The sequence below is a fragment of the Paenibacillus paludis genome, assembly GCF_042610515.1.
GTDB lineage: Bacteria > Bacillota > Bacilli > Paenibacillales > Paenibacillaceae > Paenibacillus_AQ.
Genome location: NZ_JBGJZP010000006.1, coordinates 318,138 through 340,766 on the forward strand (window position 1 = coordinate 318,138; position 22,629 = coordinate 340,766).

The window sequence follows — 22,629 nt, forward strand, 5'->3', positions numbered from 1 at the left end:
TGGTTAAAAAACAAAAGCAAGACAGAATGTGATCTATTAACTGAGCTATTTCATGGAGGGTTTAAAAGAGAGACGTTCTTATAAAGTCTGATGTAGCACTCTATGATATTCAGAAGTTAAGTGCTGGCTAACATTAAGTTCGACCCAGCATATTATTAGTTTTAGAAAATGAATAACTGAACTTTCTAACTTAGAATATACATAATAAATTTGACTAGATGATTGGAGACAAAATGATGGGGAATTTAAAAGAAGGCTACTGGGCAATAGCAACCCAGAAACATTTGAAAAATTATAAACCTGATAGTCCTCATTTAGATGAGTTCGATTCATTAAATGTAGCAGGAAAAGCTGGACGGTTATTGGGGATTATTAGAGGGAATTCCATTATTGATAATGTTAAAAAGCTTGAGAAAATGGCTTCTTCAGTAGGTATTGGAAAGCAAGAATTACACAGAACCATTCTTCCTGAAATTGAAAAAGCATCAGATCAACAAGTTGAAATCAAAAGAAATTCGACAGGGGATTTTCAAAGACTAGAAGAATATGTCTTGGCAAACAATCAAGTATTAGGTATAACAGGTCAAGTATATGAAAATTTGAATCCTTCAGATATCGAAAGAATTGCTGTTGAAACTCTAGACCAAACAAAAAAAATTCCTTTATTACAAAGCGAGTTAATGAATCTTCTGGCAGGGCAGACCTTTACTGAGGAAGATATATATTTAGCTTGTTCTTTACAAGAACAATTTAGACTAATTCAAAAGCTCACTAAGACCAAAGGAAAAGAGCCTATTTATAGTAACGAATATGTTTGGGGTCCCAATCATGAGAAAATTGCAATGACAGTTTCATCTTTAGATTTAGGTAAAAAACATACCCTGAGAGATGTTGTTGATACTATTCAGAACTATCAAGGGTACCCATTAGAGAAATTACCTATTCTAGATGTGGAATTACTTGATATTGCTAAAAAGGTTGGAATGATAAATCCAACTACAATTTCATCAAAGCGTGGAATATCTAAAGAATTTGCGTTCAGTACTAATTTACTGGAAATATCCGGTTATAATGATGATATACTCGATGATGTAAAAGTCCTATTGGCTTCTATTCGATTTGGTCAGAATTATACTGAGCATTCAACCATATTTAGTCCAGAACGCTTTTTATCTAATTTTATTTCAAGGATGGAGACTTCACCACACTCAGCAAATGGAACGGATTACATACTTCTTGAGAAAAGAGGTATCGTACAAGTACAACAAGTATGGGGCGACCGATATAAAATGAAGTTAATAAAAAAAGATGTTGCTCAAGAAGCCTTGAAAATTATAAAAGATCCTTTGTTTAATATGAATTTTTCAAGTGATAGGGATCATGCGCATGATATATTGGCTGTTCAACCGTATGATAATTTCAAGTCTCCAGAAGAATATCGCTTAGAAATGGGTAAATCCACTGAAAATGTTGCAGAAGCTATGGATTATTTAACTCGTGTCCTCAGAGACGAGAATTTATAAGGGGGAGATATGATGAGCAAAGAAAAAGATGAATTAGTAACACCCCCGTTATCTGAAGCAATATCAAATGGGAAAGTAGAATCACATAATGAGCAACAATTGGAATTTTCGCTCGGTGATAATAAAAGCACCAAGCCCCAAAATAGTAAATCGAAAAATTATAGTAAAAACTCCACTTCAAAACCAAAGAATAAGGGGAATGAGGTTGGTGAATTATTAGAGTTTAGAGCCAAAAGACTTTTATTTCACATGGGTTACTATCCTCGAAGTAATATTATTGTCAAAACATCACTAGATGATGAAAGTGAGACGATTACTGATTTAGATGTTTATGGGGTATATGTTCATAAGGATTTTCGATCTAAGAAAGTTTGGGTAGATTGTAAGGCTGGGATGGCAAGACCTCATGAAAGAATTTCGTGGATAAAAGGAGTACGTCAGTTTGTTGATGTAGATGATATTTTATTCATTAAATCTAATATAAGAAGTCCTATAAAGAATTTTGCACGCAAGAACAACATACAAATATTGGAATTGCATCAACTTGAAAAATTGGAGCAAGATTATAAAATTAAAGCAAATAATTGGATGGGGTCTTGGAATCCTTCCACTATTTCTGGAAAGTTAAAAGAATTCACAAGTATATCAATTCCAAATAATACCCAATATAAAAAGATTGGAACATTTATTTCAATAGAATATTGGTCATATGATATTTATACAAGACTAAAGAAAAGTATGGCTGCTCTACGAGAAGTTGCATCATTACCCTTCGAAGCAATGAAACCAAACGAATTGATGGCTTCTAAATGGGCAGTGTATGAGGTGACTATACTATTTGCATTGTCAGTGTTAAGTATATGTGAAGAGCTTTACTATTTGGATGACAGAGAAAGAACTAGTGCATTATACGAAGAAGTTGTTAATGGAGGCATTGATGCTAAAAAGAGGAATGAATTAGTGAATGCCTCATTTAGAGCTGCATTTGAAATCACAAAATCAAAATATCCTGATTTTGTGATTCCGAATATAACTGACTTAGCTAAAAACAATCCCCCTTCGTATTTTCAACCTTTAAACGACTTATTATCAAGAATTGTGCATAACCCACTAGATTATTATGATGTTCTAAGACCGCTTGACTTTGTATTAATGGAAAATGAATTATTAGACCGGAGAATAAACTTGTCTCTACTCAATGAAATGTTTACAAATATTGAAGGCAATTTTAGAGGGATGAAGACTATAATAACTTTTGTAACTCAGGTTTTAGGTGTTCCATCAAATATGTATATACAGTTTAATACAACCAAATCTTCAATATAGAGGAAACAATGATTTAATGAAAAGAGGATGTGGTTCTTTGGCTACCTTTAAAGAATTAATACCCACTTAATGGAGAAAGAGCATATATTTAATAAAAGGCGTATTCCGAAGTGGTTTTTAGTGGTCAAGATTGTTGAATGAAACTCCCCACAGCTTGCTGTGGGGAGTTTCATTAGGGTCTTTCTTTAGAAAATTCTTGAAGGGAAGTATGTTATGTGAGTAAGTACGAGCCATTAAGAAAATACCTTGATACAGCAACACTAACCTTATCTTATGATGAAATTGAAGAGATTCTTGGCTTTAAATTGCCTCAATCTGCCTATATTCATGATGCCTGGTGGGATAATTCCACCAAAAGCCATACCCAAACGCATGGCTGGATTGAATCTGGCTGGATAGTTGTTGAGAAGCAACTTGGAGTATCAATAACTTTTCAAAAAAGAAGCTCTGAAGAGAATGAACATAAGTTATAGACTTTTAATCAGAATGAGTTAATGCTATACTTCAAATAATCAAATACATTAAAGACGGAAGCACCGTCCAATCGCTATTGCGATATGGAGGGTGCCTTTTTGTCTTTTGGGAGGATAATAATGAAAAAAGAATTACGTGAGATTGTAACAGATGAGCAATTTAGCTGTTGTTTTTTGTCGAAGGTAAGGGTGCTTTTGTGTTGTGGAGATGATCATAATAATGCTGACGAATCGGTAATTGTAGGATTTAATACTGATATTATTAAAGCAGCAAATGGCTCCTACTACGCAAGAGGAGCCTGTCGTGTGCTTACTTCTGAAAATTACTTTCGACTAGCGCATCCCCAAAAAAAGTGAAATGTAAGATGTAAGGTAGATGCAGGGGAAGAAGTGTATTTGTCGAATAATAGCATTACACCCATTTAGTTCATTTGAATTAGATATCGGGACTACTAATGAATAGTAGATGCTTTCACTCTGCACCTTCCCCACATCTACACCTGAATTTCACCTTACACATCCAAAAAAAAAACACATTGCAAATCGTTTACTTGTAGTATTGTCTTTATTTAAAGGAGGGATATCGACTTGTCTTTCATTGGAATTGATGCTGCGGGAAGTCGTTTGGTAGTAGCCGAACTCAATGGTCGCAAACTTAAGATTTATTGTAAAGATAATCTCAATTTTCTTTTAGAAGAAAAGGAGTTAGAAAGAGTGTTAATAGATATTCCAATTGGATTAGCTGATAAATCAGAATATCGCCAATGCGATGCTTTATGTAGAGATTTGATCAGCGGGCGTAGCTCTTGCTTTTTTGCACCTGATATTAATGCTTATTCGAAGTGGATAAAAATAGATAAACAAAAGAAGAAGTTAAACAAGATTCAGAAAGAATTGAACCAGAAGTTAAGTAGAGTCAAGTTAAGTTCACAGGTAGTGGCAATAATGCCTAAGATAGAAGAAGTAAGAACGTTTTTAGAAACAAACGGTAGAGCAATTAAGGGCGAAATATTTGAGTCTCATCCAGAACTTTGTTTTTCAGGACTAAAAAAAGGCGAACTTTCTAAGAAGAGTAGTGCGACAGTACTATCAGAGGCTAAATATTCTAAAAGAGCATATAGATATTGTTGAAGAGAAAATAAGGGAGCATGTGTTAGTTTGTAAGATGAATGAAAGATTAGATGATGTTTTAGATGCCATTGTGTTGGCGTTAGCAGCTCAAATATCAGTTACAAAAAAGACCACTTTCAGAGAACTTGGGGACGCTCAAGAAGCAACGAATCTAAATAATGAAAAACTCAAAAGGAATTTGTCAATAGGCTTAGAACCAGGTACTTGTTTTAAGCGTTCTATGATTTATGCTGAGTGGAAGGTGATGAAATGAAACATCAGAATGATGGAATTATTTGTTTTGAATGTACGGAGCTGATTAAACCTTTATGGCGGTATAAGATAAAAATTGATGAGTTAGATCAAGCTACAATCCATGTTGTGGGATACAATCAGCCAACCGAGTATAGTTGCATACGTTGTAACAAATACTTACTAGGTGGAGAGTTATACTTCAAAGACTCTGTTGAATACGCTAGATTCGTTCAGGTCGCGTCAGGAGCATTTGCTTCCAAAATCTCAGAGGAGATATATTGCTGTGGAAATTGTAGCGGATATACTATGGAAAAACATGTTTATAACGTAAATCAGGGTGAGCCATATGATTTGATTAATGAAAATAAATATGGCTCTTATATTGCTTCATACTTAGAAGATAATGACCTTCCTGAACATATAATTGAATTGGTTTCAAAATTACTTGTATGTCAGGAATGTGGGTATGGATCACCTAGATATCCTTATGGTGATCCCAAAAAATATTATAGATTTGATATGTGGGATAAAATATATTTTGAAGAAGAAGTGGAAGATTTTTGGGGATGGAACATTATTCGATTTGCAAGTAAATTTAATATCACTATTAGGGACTATGAGCTTGAAGAGTTTAAAGAGTTTTTGAAAAAACAACCGATGTTAGGTCTTGCAAACGAAACTGGAAAGAAGCTTTACGATGCTATTAAGCAAAGTTTATTTTCAAAAGAATTTGTAGTTTTAGCTAATAACAAATCTTTGTTTAGAGGAAGAGTAAGGCATCAGGATGAAAAATCATACTTAGAACATGAATTTTGGAGTCCTCCGCAAGGTAAGGCAACTCATGGAAGATATAATTCAATTGGTAAATCAGTTCTGTATTGTAGTGACCAGAAAGAAGTATTAGCATATGAGCTTCATCCAACTAACGCACAAATTATTGACATAGTTTCTTTTGAGGTGAATAACGAATTTAGATTATTTGATATGGATAATGCTTTTGAAAAATTTGAGGGATTTATAGCTACTCCAAATTCAGAAAGTAATTTATTGAAACAAGCATATCTTTTTACTAATTTTATTGGCTCTTGTTGCGAAGAAGTAGGGTATGATGGTGTTAAATATAGTGGTGTTGGGAATGTTAATTTGAATTACACTAACTATGCGCTTTTTGAAAATGAAAAACTTAGAACATTTTTAAGTGTTGTGGGCGTTGTAGAACAATATAAAGTTAAAGTGACTTATGAAAATAGTCAATATCGGGAAAAAAGTATTGTGGAAATGCTGAATTTAATTAAATAGAATTTATTTATGCTTAAATCGATGTAATCACAAGTATAAGTTCAGTGAGGTTATTTCATTTCTTTAATACATAATGTTTATCCAAAATTTTCACTTATAGATACTCCTGAAAGCTTAGGGATTGATAAGGACAATCTGGATAAATGTATGGATAGGATATCTGAACTACAATCATCAGATTATCAGATTATACTCACTACTCGATTAGGTGAATATCCAGCCTCACTATCAGGCTTTGTAAAACAAACAATTCCTGATGGTGAATACTTGTTACAATTGAAATAGTAATTCTAAGCAGAAACCATATTTGCTAAGGTTTCTGCTTTCTGTTTGAAATCATATCATTTTGTATATAGCGTCAATCTGGAATATTATTATTGTATCGAACATTCACACGTGTATGAAATCATACAGCCCCTTCATTCAAGCTTCCACAATTTCATCTTTTAACAACTCAGAGGCTTTGACAACAACCCATTTAGGCAACTTAATCGAAGCAACAATGATTCGAAGGGCTTCAATATGCTCATTTCTTTCGAATAGCTTTCTGGATAAGTTGATGCGAATAATTTGGGCTTTGAGGGAATGTGCATCTGGATTCTCATTGCACATCCGTACTGCAAGCTCCTCCTTGTTGAGGTTAAAATTCTTCAAGTCATTATAGTAGGTAATAAAAATTTCTTTGCCAATTGAATTTAAGTGATTGTTAATTTTGGTCAATTTAACCACCTCACTCTTTTTTTTAAGCGTAGCATAAAAATGCGTGATTTTGTCTTTGTAGTTTTAAATATAACATTGACAATTAATTTGCAATTTTATTAATACAGGGAAGCACAATGTATTTTAAGCAACTGATTAGTCTCATATACCATCAGAGAGGCAAAGGACTGCATATGTAGTTATTACTAAGAGAATTAAACTATTTTGTAAATTTACATTATTTTTACTTGTTTTGAATGTACATATACAATAAAGCATCAGCATCTAAGAATAATGCACACTGTTAAACGCTGATGCAGCAAGGGATTGAATCTATGCACAGTCCAATTAATAGCGATAATGAAAGGGCTAGAATTACCAGTTTACAAAGGGTCAAAATAATTATTTTGGTACGCAGTACGAAGACACTGATCGGTAGACCATAAAGCCAAGGAGGATTGAGATGATCAAAGCTGAAAGGGTCGAGCAGTTTTATATTTTGAAATGGCTAGAAGCAAATTTCGTAACGGAGTTACTGGAAATAAAGATAGTTGATAGGTACACAGTGAAGATAAAAGATGCGGACAATAAAATTGCTCGTGTTACTTACGCTGGCACAGACAACATCACACTAACTAACGATACAACATATTAAAGAGTACGAAGAAATTTGCTCTTTGGGAAAATAGCATATTAAGTTGAGCAATTAGAGTACGTGTGTAAACGATATAAATAGATTTTCATTTATGAGTTTCAATTTGAGGTGACCCAGGTCACCTTTCTATTTTAATGAAGAAACAGTTCCAAAAAGCATGCATTTTGAGACAGAGGAATAACTGGGCATTAGTTCGTTTCAAAAAGCCATAAAATCAATTATGGAACGTCTCAGTGATTCAAGGGGTCATTTGAGACGTTTTTTCTATTAGGAGGGGTTCCATTGAAGATTGCATACGGAAGAGTTTCAACGAAGGAGCAAAATGTAGAGCGGCAGCTTCTGAAATTCCGGGAGTTAGGGATCGAGGAGCGATTTGTTTTTGTCGATAAACAGAGTGGCAAAGATTTTGATCGTCCACGCTATCAGGCGATGCGGCTTATGCTACGGGAAGGAGATCTGGTTTATTTGGATGCACTGGATCGGCTAGGCCGGGACTATGACGGTATCATTACCGAGTGGAAGCATATCACACGAGAGATCTGTGCGGACATTGTATGTCTGGATAACGAAATACTATTCGACTCCCGAAAGTTTAAGACGATGGGAGACTTCGGAAAGGTCATGGAAGATCAATTTCTAAGCCTGCTGGCATATGTGGCTGAGCAGGAACGGAAGAAGAATCGTTCGAGACAGGCTGAAGGCATTGAGGTCGCTCGAAATGATGGGGTTACCTTTGGTCGACCCAAATATGAAATTGATACCAAATTTATTGAAGTGTATGAGGAATGGAAGTCCGGGGGATTTACTGCAACGGAAGCGATGAGAAGGATCGGAATGAAGAAGCCTACATTTTATCGTAGAGTGAAAGAATATGAAAGTAAGTTGCCTGAAAATAATAGGAACCTATGTTCCTATTAATCCGTATATAACCATTGGAACTAAATACACCAATGGGAGGACTTAAAATGTTATATTTGGATAGTTGTATAGAAGGTGCTCAAAAAGTAATTGCAGATGAAACCGTAGATTTAGTGATCGCCGATCCACCGTATAATTTGAAATTCGGAGGAACAAATTATACTAAAAATAATAAACCTCGTTTTCAGATTTTCGCCAATGATAACCTACCTTTTCCCGACTACCGCAGATTTTGCCTCGCTTGGCTGAAGCAAGCCTATCGAATCCTGAAACCGGGAAGTCATGTGTACATCTTTATCGATTGGCGCACCTACCCGGACATGGTCCGATGGCTTAAGATTACCGGGTTTACCATTAAGAATTGCATCGTATGGGATAAGAAAAACATGGGCATGGGGTGGCAATACCGGTATCAACATGAATTTATTATTATGGCCGTGAAGGGCAAGAAGAACGTCAGACGGATACGCTCACGGAATCAAACGGACGTATGGCAAATCCCCCGGATTCCAGGGAATCAGACCATACATCCTACAGAAAAGCCTATAGACTTAATGAAACGGATCATCGAGAACAGTACCGAGGAAAATGAGTATGTCGTTGATTTATTCGCTGGAAGCGGTGTTATTCCAGAGGCTGCAGAGAACTTAAACCGCAAATGGGATGCATTTGAAATTGATCCAGGTTGGGCTCAGGTCTCGTTAGAGCGATTGAACCGCGAATCTACATAAGGCATACTTTTTACGATCATTCATAGCACGATTTAATCTCTTTGGAGTTATTAATTAACGTCCCCGTACTTAAATAATAATGATATTGTTGGTGGAACGTACGTGTCATTTTATGGATATGCTTATCAGTGACGACAAGAGTTGTCGTTACAGTTCTCCCTAGTATAGGTATGAACCACATGCAGCGTTTCGATCCTTCCCAAAAGTGTAGGGTGCGAATAGGAAATCTGCTTCAGTAAATAGTGTAATGTTAACCACACGTGAGTCACATTCTCCATGTGGTTTTTTCTTATGAGATAGCATTCGACATTCTGAGGGAGTAACAATAATATTACTTAATTACCAACTAAATGTATATTATTTAATGATATTTATATTAAATAAATTTACACAGAATTTTATAACAAAGTTCGACAATTTCTGAATATATGATTTGCTATAATGAATCGATTCACACTTGAGAAACGAGAGGTGTTATTTATAGATGAGCTGTATTAAAGGGATCCTGAAGATTGTTGCTATTCTTTTCATTGGAAATTTAGGTTTGGGATTTTCGCCAGTTCAAGCTGAGGAGGCAATGAACTATCCCAATTACATTGTTTATAACTGGGCCATTATTCAAAAAGAACAAACCATAAATATTTACAACACGGGGAAATTAGACTCTTCCATATTAAAGGATAATTCGATAATCAAATATACATATGATTCAAATGGGAATTTAATTAATAAAAATAAAATGACTTCTTCCTCTGAGCCATATAAAGTTAGTTTTTCTTCTCTTTCTTATGATATTTATTTAAAAGGAGTTCCTGACAACGTCAGTCAAGTCCGCTTTCCAACTTGGACATTAAACAAAGGTCAGGATGATATTGAGTGGATAAACGGCGAGAAGGTATCCGAAGGAATTTGGAAAGGGACAATCCAATTTTCAAAACATGGAAATGAACTAGGAACTTACATCACCCATATGTATGTGGATAATGATTCAAAGGGGATTTCAGTTCAGGTCGTATCCACTACTTCAGTAGCAGGGCCGCAGAATGCAAAATTAAGTGCCGGTTACTATGAAGTCACCGCAAAAGGTGTGGGTGCCAATATTGAACAAGTGAAATTTCCAACTTGGACAGAAAAAAATGGCCAGGATGATTTGGTAAATCCATGGATTGTTGGAGAAAGAATCAGCAGAGATACCTGGAGAATTAAGGTCCCATTCAGCGAACATAACTTTGAGACAGGACTATATAACACTCATGTCTACGCGTTTGATAAGTATGGAAATGTTGGGGGAATTGGGAGTTTCTCCACAAATGTTTCAGGAGGTATAGGTGGAGCTTCAAACTCGGACCTGTCAGGTGTCTCCTACGATGTTTTTATCTATGGAGTTGACGATAACGTGGTCAAAGTTCAGTTTCCGACGTGGACTGACAGTGGAGGGTCTGATGATCTTGAATGGATTAACGGGGTAAAGGTAGCGAAGGGTGTTTGGCGAGGTACAGTAATATATTCTAAGCATAACAATGAGACAGGGAAATACTTTACTGATATCTATACCGATGGAAAATATAGTGGTGGAACCACATTTGAAGTGAAAAATGAATCCAAAGTAACTGTTCCAGCGGAAGTAGCCTTAAGCAAGGGATCTTATGAAGTTTTTGTCGAAGGGGTTCCTTCCAATATAAATGAGGTTAAATTTCCAACATGGACAGAAGCCAACGGTCATGACGATTTAGAGATTCCATGGGTTCAAGGAGAAAGAATCAATCAAACAACATGGAAAGTTAAGATACCATTTTCTAAACATAATAATGAGACCGGGAAATATATCACTCATATTTATAGTGTCGATTCTTATGGCAATCAATATGGGTTTCGGAGTGTACAAGTAAATGTTAAATAAGCTTGTTCTAATCTAATATGATGGCGCTTGAGAACTTACATTATCAAAAGGATAGGAAGATGTTATTAATGAAAAAGTTCATATTCTTTATAGTATTTTGTATGTGTATCTTGTTTTACCCCAATACAACTACTGCGATGAAGTATACCTATCTAAAAACAGGACAGCTAGGTCTTATCAGCATTTCTGAAGGTAAATATATGGATTTTCAGTACGACAACAATGGAAATATGATCGGAAGGAAAAGCTTAACCTGCAAAAGTTCTGAGTTCAAGCTAATCAATGTAAATAGTAATAAAGCTTTGGATGTTTTTGCAGGGAACACAAGCAACGGTACGAAAATACAGATTGAGGAAGATAATGGGACTGATGCGCAGCGCTGGTTGATTTGTAATGCACCAAATGAAACCTATAAATTAATCAATGTGAATAGTGGAAAAGCGCTTGATATTACAGGAGGAAAAACGGCTGAGGGTACATCCGTTCAACTTTGGAATGATAATGGAACCGAGGCTCAAGCATGGCGTATGGTGGATAACGGTGATAGCTCTTATACACTTTTAAATGTATACAGTAATAAAGTGCTTGATGTAGCAGACGGGAGCGTGAGCAACGGATCAGCTGTTCGGATTTGGGCATCTAATGGAACATCGGCACAGAAGTGGAGACTGGTCAAAGCAATTTCTAACGGAGCTGAATTCAAAGTGTTGAATTATGGAAATCAAAAAGCGTTAGATGTCACTGGAGGAAACACTGCTGATGGCACCCCGGTACAAATTTGGACAGATAATAGTACTGCCTCTCAACGATGGCAGGTGTTCGATACGGGAGGCAACAAGTATAAACTGATTAATGTAAACAGTGGGAAGGCGCTTGAAGTGTCCGGGGGAGGCACAAACAATGGATCAGCTGTACAGGTATGGACAGATAATGGAACGGCTTCTCAACATTGGACAATAAATGAGAATGAAGATGGTTCTTGTACACTGAAGAATGTAAACAGCAACAAGGTGCTGGACATACCCGGAGGAAGCAGTGCGGATGGAACACGCTTGCAGATATACACAGACAACGGAACATCCTCTCAAAAATGGAAGCTAGTAAAATGAAAAGCAATAGTCTTAACTTAGCCCGTTATTCCTTATCTTAAACAGCTGCAACCAATCATAGAATCTTGGAGGAACTTTCTTGAAGAAATCAACAATAGTGACCATGTTTGCCAGTGTGCTTTTAACTCTTTTTAGCTTTACTGCTCAGACTTCAGCGGCTGTGGGACCGGAGGGGATCGATTCCAATTATCTGATTGTAGATATGAATGGTACGCCACAGCGGCAGAAGATCAGCATTTACAATCAGAGTCGGCTTGAGATGGAGATTCTTCCGGATAATTCAATGATTCAGTATACCTATGATGCGAATGGCAACCTTCTTAAGCGAAGTAAGGCCACACCCGCAGAACCGTATATCTTCAGCACTTCAGCAGTCTCTTATGATCTCTATCTTAAAGGGGTTCCTGACAGTGTTCAAAATGTACATTTTCCAACATGGACGGAAGACAAAGGGCAAGATGATATCGAATGGATAGCGGGTGTGAAAGTTGCCCCAAACCTCTGGAAAGGTAAGGTTATCCTGTCGAAACACGGGGGGCAAAGAGGTGCGTACAATACACATATCTACGCAGACAATCAGTTAGTGAAAGGTCTTAATACTATCATCCAAGATACTACAAAAATCATCTCTCCTCAAACAGTGTCATTAACTGACGGATATTACGAAGTTTATGTGGAAGGAGTCGCACGAACAATTAAAGAAGTACGGTTTCCCACATGGACAGAGTATAAAGGTCAAGATGACATTAAGGATCCATGGATCATCGGAGAAAAGGTAAACGACACGACATGGAAAATTCGCATACCCTTCAGCGAATATAATTTCGAAACAGGAAACTATTCAACACACCTTTATTTTTTTGATCAATCTGGTAACATGCTTGGAGTCGGAGGAACGTCAGTTGCTGTTAAGGGAGGTATAGGTGTATCAGGACCGAAAACAGCCAATATCTCGGCGGGTTCATACGATGTTTTGATATACGGACTAGACCCTAATGTGAAACGTGTTCAGTTCCCTACCTGGACTTCTAATAAAGAGCAGGATGACCTTGAGTGGATTGAAGGTGTGAAGGTTGCCCCTGGAGTCTGGAAAGCCACGGTAGTCTTTCAAAGACATAACTCTGAGGTGGGAAGCTATATCACGCATATCTATGCTGATAATAAATATGTTGGGGCTTTAGTTTGCAATGTTAATCGTTAGATGAGGTGCAAATAGAAGAGATAGCAAATGCCAAGTAGTAATTAGAACGAAGTTGGAAAAGTGGAGAGGAAGATTGGAGTCAGAATGAAAACAAATAAAATTACAAGCTATGTACTGCCATTTTTTATGATTATTGTTGTATTCAGCATTTTTCAGAACAAGGCTTTTGCTGCAGAGAATGTAGTGGCTCCTAAAGAATCATTCGAAAGTGGTACTTTTAACGGAACCAGCTATCTCCCTGTGAATGGGACAATTACCAGTGATGCACAAAAGATAGTGAGTGGAAGGTACTCCGCCTATTTGAGCTCTCAGGCATCAGAAGAGTGGAAGGAATTTTCCTATACAGATCAAAGCAAAATTAAATTCGAAAAAAACACAACCTACTCGGTGACTTTTTCCTACAAATCATTGGATATGCAGCCGCTGGATGCGAACCGTTTTTTTTATTTCCTTGCTCGCAGTACTGACAACCTGGAAGACAAGCAGTTTACAACCTGGAATGATGCAAGTGGGGGAAACGGCATAAAAACGATGACGTTCACAACCGGAAATAAAGCTAACTATTACTTAATTTGGGGAATCCACGCAGGGGGTGCCCTTTCTATTGATGATATAACAATCGTGAAGAAAATTTCCGCACAGAGCGAATCATTTGAAAAGGGTTCATTTGATCAGACTAATTTCCTTGCCGGATCTGGTGTTATTACGAGTGACTCAGAAAAAATAGTTAATGGTCAATATTCAGCTTACCTCTCTTCATTAAACACAGAGGATTGGAAAGCATTTTCATATACGGATACTAATAAAGTGAAGTTTGAAAAAAATACGACCTACAAAGTTACATTTTCCTATAAAACTATCGATATGGTGCCAACCGGAAGTGATCGCCGTTTTTATTTTTTAGCCAGAAGTACGGATAATACAGAGGACAAAGGCTGGACGGCCTGGGGTGACGCTAGTGGGAATAGGGGAAGAAAGTCGATAACATTCACAACAGGAAACAAAGAGAATTACTATTTGATCTGGGGAATATTTAAAGGCGGTGCCCTGTCCATTGACGATATAGAAATCACAAAAGTAAATGAATCCTTTGAGAGTGGTTCGTTTACCAATACTAATTTCAATGCTGGCTCTGGAGTCATTACTAATGAATCGTCCAAAGTGGTTACTGGACAATATTCAGCTTACCTTAAATCACTGGCGACTGAACCAACAAAGGAATTTGTAAATACAGATCTTAATAAGTATAAATTCGAACCTAATACGACTTATTCAGTAACTTTCTCCTATAAATCAGCTGACATGGATTCCTCGAACGCCAACCGGTATTTCTATTTCCTGGCCCGAAGTTCAGACAAGCTAGAAGAGAAAGGAATGACTACCTGGCAGAACCCTGGTGGCAGTAAGGGCAGCAAAACTGTTACGTTCACGACAGGGAGCAAGGATAATTACTATCTGGTTTGGGGCATCCGTCAAGGTGGCGCTCTTTCGCTGGATGATATAGAAATCTCTAAAGTAAGCGAATCTTTTGAAGGTGGCTCGTACAGCGGGACTGGCTTTTCACCTGTATCCGGAATGATTACCAATGAATCCTCAAAAACCGTCAGCGGTTCATATTCTGCCTATTTAAGCTCCACAGCTTCCCAGCAGTGGGCGAATTTCGCAAGTACAGATTTGGATCAAGTGAAGTTTCAGAGCAATACGACTTATTCAGTGACCTTTTCTTATAAATCTATTGATATGGATTCAACCAATGCCAACCGCTATTTTTACTTCTCAGCACGTGGCCTAGATGATATTGAAACCAAAGGCTGGACTACATGGAATAGTGCCTCGGGAACAAAAGGAGTAGAAACGGTCACCTTTACTACCGGGAATCAAGAAAACTACTATTTGTTCTGGGGAATTTATGGTGGAGGCGCTCTCTCCATTGATGACATTATTATTAAGCAAGCGACAACTTATCTATACGATGATAATGGAAGGCTGGTGCAGATCAAACAACCCAACAATAAGATTACTTACTATAACTATGACTCAAATGGCAATCTGAAGGGGACTCGAACGGAATAGGCTACTATGCGCTGAAAGTAATTTACGAAAGAGGAATGCTAATGAAGAAAAGATCAGCTGTATGGATATTTGGCGTCATAATTTTACTATTATCAGCTTTCTTTATAGAACCTCCCTTTGTATTCGGAAACGCGGGCAATAATCAAAATTATACGTATGATTCCGCAGGAAGACTAAACTACATAGATTCAAGAAGCGGAAGAGTTAGCTATCAATATGATTTGCAGGGGAACTTGACTTCAAAAGTTAATGAAGTAAATCTCGTTGGAATGTACACCGGTACAAGTTCAATATTTTCCGCCACTTCCCAGTACAGCAGCACGCAAGGACAAGGGAACTGGTATTACCAGGAATGGGATGGGACGAAATATACAGATCTGAAATATAAGAATAATCAATGGGAGGGATTAACCCCCTATACGATTATTTTGAATGATTTTCAACATCCGGATCAGACGGATTCAGTTAGAAAGTGGGTTGCACCTAAGTCAGGGATGATACAAATTTCGGGAATTGTAGCAAAGAGTAATACAACAAGCGGGGACGGGGTCGTTGCTAAGGTATTGAAAAATGATATACAGCTATGGTCAAAAACAGTTGCCTATAATGATTCAACCGGTTACGAAGTGGGTCTGACCGTGGGGGTGAGCAAAGGCGATGCGATCTATTTCGTAGTAAATAAAAATGCTGAAGCTTCTTATGATGGTACCACGTGGAAACCGGTAATAGCATACATGGAGGCCAGCTCCGCTCAGGACCAGTATAGCAGTACGCAGGGGCAAGGGAATTGGTATTACCAGGAATGGGACGGGACGAAATACACAGATCTGAAATATAAGAATAATCAGTGGGAGGGACTTACCCCCTATACGATTATTTTGAATGATTTTCAACATCCGGATCAGACGGACTCAGTAAGGAAGTGGATTGCACCCAAATCAGGGATGATTCGAATTTCAGGAAATGTAGCGAAAAGTAGTACAGGCGGAGGGGATGGGATCGTTGCCAAGGTATTAAAGAATAAGATGCAGCTTTGGTCAAAGACAATTGCCTATAATGACGCTATTGGTTATGAAGTGGGTCTGACCGTGGGGGTGAGTAAAGGCGATGCAATCTATTTTGTAGTTAATAAAAATGCCGAAGCCTCCTATGATGGTACGACGTGGAAACCGGTAATAGCATACATGGAGGCGAGCTCCGCTCAGGATCATTACAGCAGTACGCAGGGGCAAGGGAATTGGTATTACCAGGAATGGGACGGGACGAAATACACAGATCTGAAATATAAAAATAATCAATGGGAGGGACTTACCCCCTATACGATTATTTTGAATGATTTTCAACATCCGGATCAGACGGATTCAGTTAGAAAGTGGATTGCACCCAAGTCCGGTACGATCCGAATCTCAGGAAATGTAGCGAAGAGTAGTACAGACGGAGGGGACGGGATCGTTGCTAAGGTATTGAAAAATAAGATGCAGCTTTGGTCAAAGACAATTGCCTATAATGACGCAGTCGGTTATGAAGTGGGTCTGACCGTGGGGGTGAGTAAAGGCGATGCAATCTATTTTGTAGTTAATAAAAATGCCGAAGCCGCCTATGACGGAACAATCTGGAGACCGGTAATAGCTTATGTGAATTGAATTAGGGGGTGGACCGCTCTTGCACTAGATTCGTGCTTTGCTATACATGACTTTAAAAATGAATGATAGTTAAACAAAATGGATAATTGCTAAATTGTTCTCGTAGTATGACTCCATTTGATTCTGGTTCACACCGTATTAAACGACTGGTGTCAATTTGAAATTTGTATGTTTTATCCAAAAATGCGTTTAATGTTGAACTAGCTGCCACCTGTTAGAGCATGTGCAAGCTATATATTTCATTTTAATTTGGGAGAGATAGATATGAGCCGTAATTCTTTGTTTAAGAAAGTTTCGCTTTTTCTACTGATTTTTATTTTAATCTTTGATAGTTTGGCCGGTGTTTCTAATGCTGCTGGCATAAGCAGTCAACAAAATACCATTATTAATAATGTGGAAACTCCTCGAAATATGGAAATCCAGGGCGGAGGACTCCTTAGTCCTTCTCCATCACCATCACCAACCTCTCATACGGATAGTGAAGTACTACCTGAATTCACACCCACACCCACATTGGCACCGACACCCACCTCCGAAATCTCGGCGCTCCCCCTAATCGCAGAGGGGAATGAAATGACTGAGTCCAAGTCGAGTGTGGAAACCTTGGAGAATCAACCTGCTGAGGGTTATGATGTAATGTCTGAGCCAGATGTGAAGACCCTTTTTCAGAAATATTCGATGCTTTACAATGACAAACAGGTGAACTTGGACCTGGAACAGATTCGACAATTATTTGCTTTAGGTGCTTCTATCTCCGATGTCTATGCCATTGCCTTGTTGCATGACATGTATAATGAAGATTCGCTCACACTATGGGAACTGAAGCAAAAATCCAAGGATAGCTGGCTAGAGATAGAGGATAAGCTCAGATTAGAAAACTCACCGTCTGTACCGGCCAAGGTAACTGATGGAGTGTACAAGGATGAAGAACGAACATCTTTACTATTGATGCCTAGAGTCACAGATGTGGTCTATGAGGAACGGCCGCTGGTGTCATCGGATCAACCCAAGGTTAAGTACAGTGCATTGGTTTCGCTCAGCGGCACAATAGACGACGCGATGAGCGAGCTGGGGTTGAAGGATAAATATCAGAAATTTAATCAACAATTTTCTGACCAACAAAATACCTCAGAGAGCATCGATCCGATAACCGGAATGCTTACCTGGAGGAGCAACCAGATCAGTCTGCCGGGAAAAGATGGCTTGGATCTAAATCTCGGTGTGATCTATCAATCCAACGGAGCGAGTCAATTTTATCCTGCAACCATGTATGATCCTAGCGAAGGAAGAAGCATTAACACCGGGGCATGGGACGATGATCAACGTTATAACTATTTGGGCCTTGGATGGACATTTAATATACCTTCCTTTAAAGGAGATTATTATAATGACGGAAAAGGTGGTCAATATGAGTCCAAATTTATATTACCGACAGATGGATCTGATGCATACTATACACTTAAGGATTACCCCACGGGTGATGTAAGAATTACCCGCGGCAGTTCAGGCACTACTTTGGTGTTTCCAGACAAATCGAGAGAGTATTTTAATTCAGATATGATGATTCAAACAGACCGGTTTGGTAATACAATAACTTATTACTATAATTCCTACGGAAATGTGAATAGAATCGAGGATACATTAGGAAGAGTGATTAGCTTTGAATACAAGGCATATGGGTCCGGAACTCCATCTAATGAACCCAATGTAAGAGTAAGGGTTCTCGAAAACGGCTTACCGGTAAAAGAAGTTAAATATTTCCAACAATCCATAGGTTTTAATAATGCTACGGGTCTTATCCGGATTGAAGTCACCAATGATGAGAAAATACAATTTGAGTATGCCGAAAACGAAAATGAATATGATTTCTTTGGTAATATATTGCCCAGTAACAGATCGAATGGCTACTATGAATACATGCTGAAACGGGTGCAGTACAATAATTCATCGCAAACGGTCTATGATTACGAATACGGCGTTCATAATCTATCTAAGTACGGAGTTATTAAAAAATCACGTGTTAGCGGCAGAAGCGATATCATTTTAAGGAATTCCCTGCCTTCATATGTTATGAATCATAATGTCTTTACCTACAGCGGAGACTATAGTGCTTATGGGGTAACTAATGACCCCGAAAACCTGCCTGCAGGATATCATTTTTCTAGCACCGTGACTGCATTGGACAAAAATAATGCACCACAGCAGAGGACAATCACTTCATTTAATCATCTGAAGCAAAATGAATCAGTAGAGAGCAAGATCATAAGCGGAAGCCAGGCTGGACAAAGAATACTTACCCTGTACTCCAATTTTTTGACCGACTACAAGTATAAGCCGACCTTAATTGAACAGCGGGAATATGAAGGTGATGCAGACACTAACCCTAATACCCTATATACAGATTTAACCTATGACTCTCTGGGATACGTACAAACTGAAACGTTACCTTTGTCAAATGAAAAGCGGAATAACGCTGCTCTTAAGCAGAAATATACCCTATCATATCAATATGACCCGAAATTTAAGCTGCTGTCTTCAAAGAGCTGGTATCAAAATGAGACCGATGGGACCCCGGTAAGTGAAACAGTTGTTTACACATCAGATGGAAGAATAGAGAAAAGTACGAATGCAGCAGGAGAAGTTACCATTTATTCCTATCTAAAAGATAACAGTGCTTTCACAGTCACTGCCGAGAACTGGAAAGGTGGTCTGCGGGTTGCTAAGTCTGTGCTTGTGTACGGGGCGGCGTATAACTTTGCCTATCCAACTGAAAAACAGCAGTGGTTCAACCTCGGACAGCCGAATCAGCAAATTGTTAAAACTCAAATGAGTTATGACAAAGGAAACGGGCTACTGATAAGTGAAATCAATGGCAATCAGCAGAAAACCACCTATACTTACGATGATCTTGGCAGGCTGTTAAAAATAACCAAACCTAATTTCACAAATTCAAATGGGGACAAGTATTCTGAAACAGAGGAATATAGGTACTCATATAATCAGATCTCTACGAATTTTGATTCAGTGAATGCCGGGACCTACAGTTTCGTAGTGGATACGGAACATACGTTGACACAGACATCTAATGGAAATACGGTCAAGTCTCACGGCATTACATTTTACAATGGTCTCGGACAAACAATATTGGAAGAGCGCAAAGACCCCAATGCAGGAAGGTATACCCAAACACAGTATCATTACGACGAGTGGAATCGTCCAGTGTATGTCATCGACCCAGCCAGGAATACAATGACCGTCAGTTACGATGCCTGGGGCAGGCAGAACCGAGCTACGAATGCTAATGGAGACCTCATCGTCAGCGATTATGCCCTGAAAGCACGCACGAGCACGAGCTATTTGCAGGATAAGCTGACAGGCGAAAGGCTGAATTATGCAGAACAAGGCTTTGATGCCTGGGGAAACAAAATTTCAGCCTCCACCTATAAAGATTGGCCCGCAAATCAGCAAAGGATTAGTGAAACCTATCGATACGATATCGCAGGAAGGGTCACAGGCTATACCGATCCGAACAGGAACCTGAATGAGGATGGAGTTACGACCTCCTACACCTACGATGCCTTGGGCCGATTAATTGCCGTGAAGGACGCCTTGAACCAGACGACAACCTATACGTATGACGGCAACGGGCAACTGTCCAAGGTGACGATACAAGCCAAAGGCGGTACGCCGCAAACCTTAAATACGAAAACGTATAATGAGTTGGGACTGGTTAGCGTGAAGCAGGATGGAGCTTCGCAAACGGAAAGCTCCACCTACAACAACTTAGGACAATTGGAAACGAAAACAGACCGCAATGGCAGCACATTCGGGTATGTGTATGACGAAAGAGGCCAACTGAAAAAGAACACCATCCGCGGGATCCTTAACAATGTAGCACAAACGCAGGAAACGAATGTGATTTTCGGTGACGGGTCCCCGGAGAAGCAGACGATCCAAACGCGTACGAACAATGCAGTCACCGCGACTCAAACGCAAACCCTGGATAGTCTTGGACAAGTGCGAACTGCGTATTCGGTGTCGGGAAACCACTCCGCGATGATCGGGAATCAGGTCGACGTGATAGGCCGGTTTACGCAGATCAGTGACACCTACATGGGCTTTTATACCAATTATCAATACAATCAGCAAAGACTGGATAAAGTGCAGACCAATGGAAGCTCTACCCTTAGCAGCGATCCGTCCGTAAACGCGCAGTACAGCTACTATGCGAATGATTTGGTCGACAGCATTGTGTATCCAACACTGAGCGATGGAACTAAAATTGTCTCGAAATATACGTATAATAAAGCGCTGGGCTGGACGGAGACTTTGAAAAATACGAAGGGCAGTTCTGTTCTTTCGGGCTACAGCTACAGCTACGACAATAATGGAAACCGGATCACAGTAAGGGAGTCTCGTAAAGACGGAGCGGTGCAAACGAGCAGCTATGGTTACGACCCGCTGAATCGTCTGGTGTCGATTACCCGCCCGGATGGAAGCAGGATTGCGTATACGTACGATGTGCGAGGAAATCGGCAGACCGTTTCCGATACGAGTAATGGCAGTCCTAATACTACTGATACGAGTTATACGTATGATTTGCAGAATACCTTAACGGGAGTGAGCAAGGGAGGTAATGCGACAAGCTTCCAGTACTATGCCGATGGCATGCGCTACCTAAAGACCAATGGCAATACCCAGACCCAGGTGAACTATAATTTCCAGGGTCAGGTCATTTCGGAAGAGAAGATCGTCAGCGGAGTCTTTGTGGAACAAGCTAACTTTGTGCGTGGCGACCGGGTATTGGTGAAGAAGGATAAGAAGGCCTCGAAGGATTATTATTACCTGTATAATGGTCATGGTGACGTGGTGCAGATTGTCAATACGAGTGGAGAGGTCGTCAACAACTACACCTATGATGAGTGGGGGAATATTACCAGTCAAGTGGAAGGCACCTCTAACTCTTTCAAGTACACCGGAGAAGTGTACGATACCGAAACCGGCCTATACTATCTGCGTGCACGGTATTATGATCCGAGTATCGGGCGTTTTTTAAATGAGGATACGTATGAGGGGCAGATTGATAATCCTTTGAGTCAAAATCTTTATACGTATGTGCATAATAATCCGTTGATTTATACAGATCCTAGTGGACATAAAATTGAATTATCAAGAAATGCGACAAATAAAGAAAAGGCAGCGTATGAAAGAACGAAAGCATATTTGGAAACCTCTAAAGATGGTAAAGCCCTTCTTGAAAAGCTCGAAAATTCAGATACAGTATTTACGATTATGTTCATAGATAACAAACAAGATCGCTTTGAACCTTCAACACAAAATATTTACTGGGATATGAGTAGTGGACTTGTTATGATGGATGGAACATCCATTCAGAGTGCTACGCTTGGTTTGGCTCATGAAATGGGTCATGGTGCACAATATTTAGATGGCGATCTTGATACAATGTATAATGCAAAAACTCAAGCTGAAAGAGATGCAGCCCGTGCTAAAATTGAAGAGGCAGTTGTAAAGAAGTATGAAACTCCCATTGCAAAACAGCTTGGCGAACCTACACGCAAAAGTTATCTTGATGCAATTGGGGTTTATACAATGAACAATTCTACCCACTACAGGACTACACATTCATATGCTTGGTATAAGGCTTGGAAATGGGGAAAACAATATACCAAGGATCATAATGCATAGTAGGGACT

Annotated in this window: 16 protein-coding genes and 3 pseudogenes; 18 read left to right on the forward strand and 1 reads right to left on the reverse strand. The window is 38.9% G+C overall.

What is annotated here, in order from left to right; all coding sequences use genetic code 11:
• Positions 1-236 precede the first annotated feature (236 nt).
• From ACAN56_RS14320 to ACAN56_RS14350, 7 genes are all read left to right on the forward strand, one after another.
• Positions 237-1,523, forward strand: a complete 1,287-nt coding sequence (locus ACAN56_RS14320; protein ID WP_379143580.1) for a hypothetical protein — start codon at positions 237-239, stop codon at positions 1,521-1,523.
• A gap of 12 nt (positions 1,524-1,535) precedes the next feature.
• Positions 1,536-2,849: a hypothetical protein gene (locus ACAN56_RS14325; protein WP_379143582.1), complete on the forward strand. Its 1,314-nt coding sequence runs from the start codon at positions 1,536-1,538 to the stop codon at positions 2,847-2,849.
• Positions 2,850-3,064: 215 nt separating this feature from the next.
• On the forward strand, positions 3,065-3,322 hold the full coding sequence (locus tag ACAN56_RS14330) for a DUF7662 domain-containing protein (RefSeq protein ID WP_379143584.1): 258 nt from the start codon (positions 3,065-3,067) through the stop codon (positions 3,320-3,322).
• A 120-nt stretch (positions 3,323-3,442) separates the two neighbouring features.
• Entirely contained in the window at positions 3,443-3,679 is a 237-nt protein-coding gene (locus tag ACAN56_RS14335) for a hypothetical protein (RefSeq protein WP_379143586.1), read from the forward strand.
• Positions 3,680-3,910: 231 nt separating this feature from the next.
• Positions 3,911-4,453, forward strand: a complete 543-nt coding sequence (locus tag ACAN56_RS14340) for a DUF429 domain-containing protein (RefSeq protein WP_379143588.1) — start codon at positions 3,911-3,913, stop codon at positions 4,451-4,453.
• Between the two features lie 34 nt (positions 4,454-4,487).
• The gene (locus tag ACAN56_RS14345; RefSeq protein ID WP_379143590.1) at positions 4,488-4,706 is read left to right on the forward strand and encodes a hypothetical protein; all 219 of its coding nucleotides are present in this window, start codon (positions 4,488-4,490) and stop codon (positions 4,704-4,706) included.
• Entirely contained in the window at positions 4,703-5,986 is a 1,284-nt protein-coding gene (locus tag ACAN56_RS14350) for an RES domain-containing protein (RefSeq protein WP_379143592.1), read from the forward strand. The genes ACAN56_RS14345 and ACAN56_RS14350 overlap by 4 nt, the downstream gene beginning before the upstream one ends.
• Before the next feature lie 423 nt (positions 5,987-6,409).
• Here ACAN56_RS14350 and ACAN56_RS14355 read toward each other — a convergent pair whose 3' ends face one another.
• Complete coding sequence (locus tag ACAN56_RS14355; protein ID WP_379143594.1) at positions 6,410-6,706, reverse strand: hypothetical protein; 297 nt, start codon at positions 6,704-6,706, stop codon at positions 6,410-6,412.
• A gap of 442 nt (positions 6,707-7,148) precedes the next feature.
• Here ACAN56_RS14355 and ACAN56_RS14360 point away from each other — a divergent pair, with 442 nt between their 5' ends.
• The 11 genes and pseudogenes from ACAN56_RS14360 to ACAN56_RS14410 all read left to right on the forward strand — a co-directional run bounded on the left by ACAN56_RS14360 (position 7,149) and on the right by ACAN56_RS14410 (position 22,621).
• Positions 7,149-7,340 carry a hypothetical protein gene (locus ACAN56_RS14360; RefSeq protein ID WP_379143596.1) on the forward strand — a complete coding sequence of 64 codons (192 nt, stop codon included), beginning with the start codon at positions 7,149-7,151 and terminating at the stop codon, positions 7,338-7,340.
• A gap of 282 nt (positions 7,341-7,622) precedes the next feature.
• Positions 7,623-8,258: a recombinase family protein gene (locus ACAN56_RS14365; RefSeq protein ID WP_379143598.1), complete on the forward strand. Its 636-nt coding sequence runs from the start codon at positions 7,623-7,625 to the stop codon at positions 8,256-8,258.
• 47 nt (positions 8,259-8,305) lie between these two features.
• On the forward strand, positions 8,306-8,989 hold the full coding sequence (locus ACAN56_RS14370; protein ID WP_379143600.1) for a DNA-methyltransferase: 684 nt from the start codon (positions 8,306-8,308) through the stop codon (positions 8,987-8,989).
• 739 nt (positions 8,990-9,728) lie between these two features.
• Positions 9,729-9,995 (forward strand): annotated as a pseudogene (locus tag ACAN56_RS14375) (GBS Bsp-like repeat-containing protein); the annotation flags it as partial.
• Positions 9,996-10,040: 45 nt separating this feature from the next.
• Positions 10,041-10,274 (forward strand): annotated as a pseudogene (locus ACAN56_RS14380) (GBS Bsp-like repeat-containing protein); the annotation flags it as partial.
• Positions 10,275-10,355: 81 nt separating this feature from the next.
• Positions 10,356-10,889: pseudogene (locus tag ACAN56_RS14385) on the forward strand (GBS Bsp-like repeat-containing protein); the annotation flags it as partial.
• A 68-nt stretch (positions 10,890-10,957) separates the two neighbouring features.
• Positions 10,958-11,998 carry an RICIN domain-containing protein gene (locus ACAN56_RS14390; protein ID WP_379143602.1) on the forward strand — a complete coding sequence of 347 codons (1,041 nt, stop codon included), beginning with the start codon at positions 10,958-10,960 and terminating at the stop codon, positions 11,996-11,998.
• Between the two features lie 79 nt (positions 11,999-12,077).
• Positions 12,078-13,199: a GBS Bsp-like repeat-containing protein gene (locus ACAN56_RS14395; RefSeq protein ID WP_379143604.1), complete on the forward strand. Its 1,122-nt coding sequence runs from the start codon at positions 12,078-12,080 to the stop codon at positions 13,197-13,199.
• Between the two features lie 84 nt (positions 13,200-13,283).
• Positions 13,284-15,272, forward strand: coding sequence for an RHS repeat domain-containing protein (locus ACAN56_RS14400; RefSeq protein ID WP_379143606.1), 1,989 nt, complete (start codon positions 13,284-13,286; stop codon positions 15,270-15,272).
• A gap of 233 nt (positions 15,273-15,505) precedes the next feature.
• Entirely contained in the window at positions 15,506-16,915 is a 1,410-nt protein-coding gene (locus tag ACAN56_RS14405) for a hypothetical protein (RefSeq protein ID WP_379143608.1), read from the forward strand.
• Positions 16,916-17,179: 264 nt separating this feature from the next.
• A complete protein-coding gene (locus tag ACAN56_RS14410) occupies positions 17,180-22,621 on the forward strand; it encodes an RHS repeat domain-containing protein (protein WP_379143610.1) in 5,442 nt (1,813 codons plus the stop codon).
• The last annotated feature ends 8 nt before the right edge of the window (positions 22,622-22,629 follow it).

Coding starts and splice junctions, on each gene's coding strand:
- ACAN56_RS14410 (WP_379143610.1), top strand. CDS start 17,180: ATGAGCCGTAATTCTTTGTTTAAGAAAGTTTCGCTTTTTCTACTGATT.
- ACAN56_RS14360 (WP_379143596.1), top strand. CDS start 7,149: ATGATCAAAGCTGAAAGGGTCGAGCAGTTTTATATTTTGAAATGGCTA.
- ACAN56_RS14400 (WP_379143606.1), top strand. CDS start 13,284: ATGAAAACAAATAAAATTACAAGCTATGTACTGCCATTTTTTATGATT.
- ACAN56_RS14370 (WP_379143600.1), top strand. CDS start 8,306: ATGTTATATTTGGATAGTTGTATAGAAGGTGCTCAAAAAGTAATTGCA.
- ACAN56_RS14350 (WP_379143592.1), top strand. CDS start 4,703: ATGAAACATCAGAATGATGGAATTATTTGTTTTGAATGTACGGAGCTG.
- ACAN56_RS14390 (WP_379143602.1), top strand. CDS start 10,958: ATGAAAAAGTTCATATTCTTTATAGTATTTTGTATGTGTATCTTGTTT.
- ACAN56_RS14320 (WP_379143580.1), top strand. CDS start 237: ATGGGGAATTTAAAAGAAGGCTACTGGGCAATAGCAACCCAGAAACAT.
- ACAN56_RS14335 (WP_379143586.1), top strand. CDS start 3,443: ATGAAAAAAGAATTACGTGAGATTGTAACAGATGAGCAATTTAGCTGT.
- ACAN56_RS14345 (WP_379143590.1), top strand. CDS start 4,488: ATGAATGAAAGATTAGATGATGTTTTAGATGCCATTGTGTTGGCGTTA.
- ACAN56_RS14325 (WP_379143582.1), top strand. CDS start 1,536: ATGAGCAAAGAAAAAGATGAATTAGTAACACCCCCGTTATCTGAAGCA.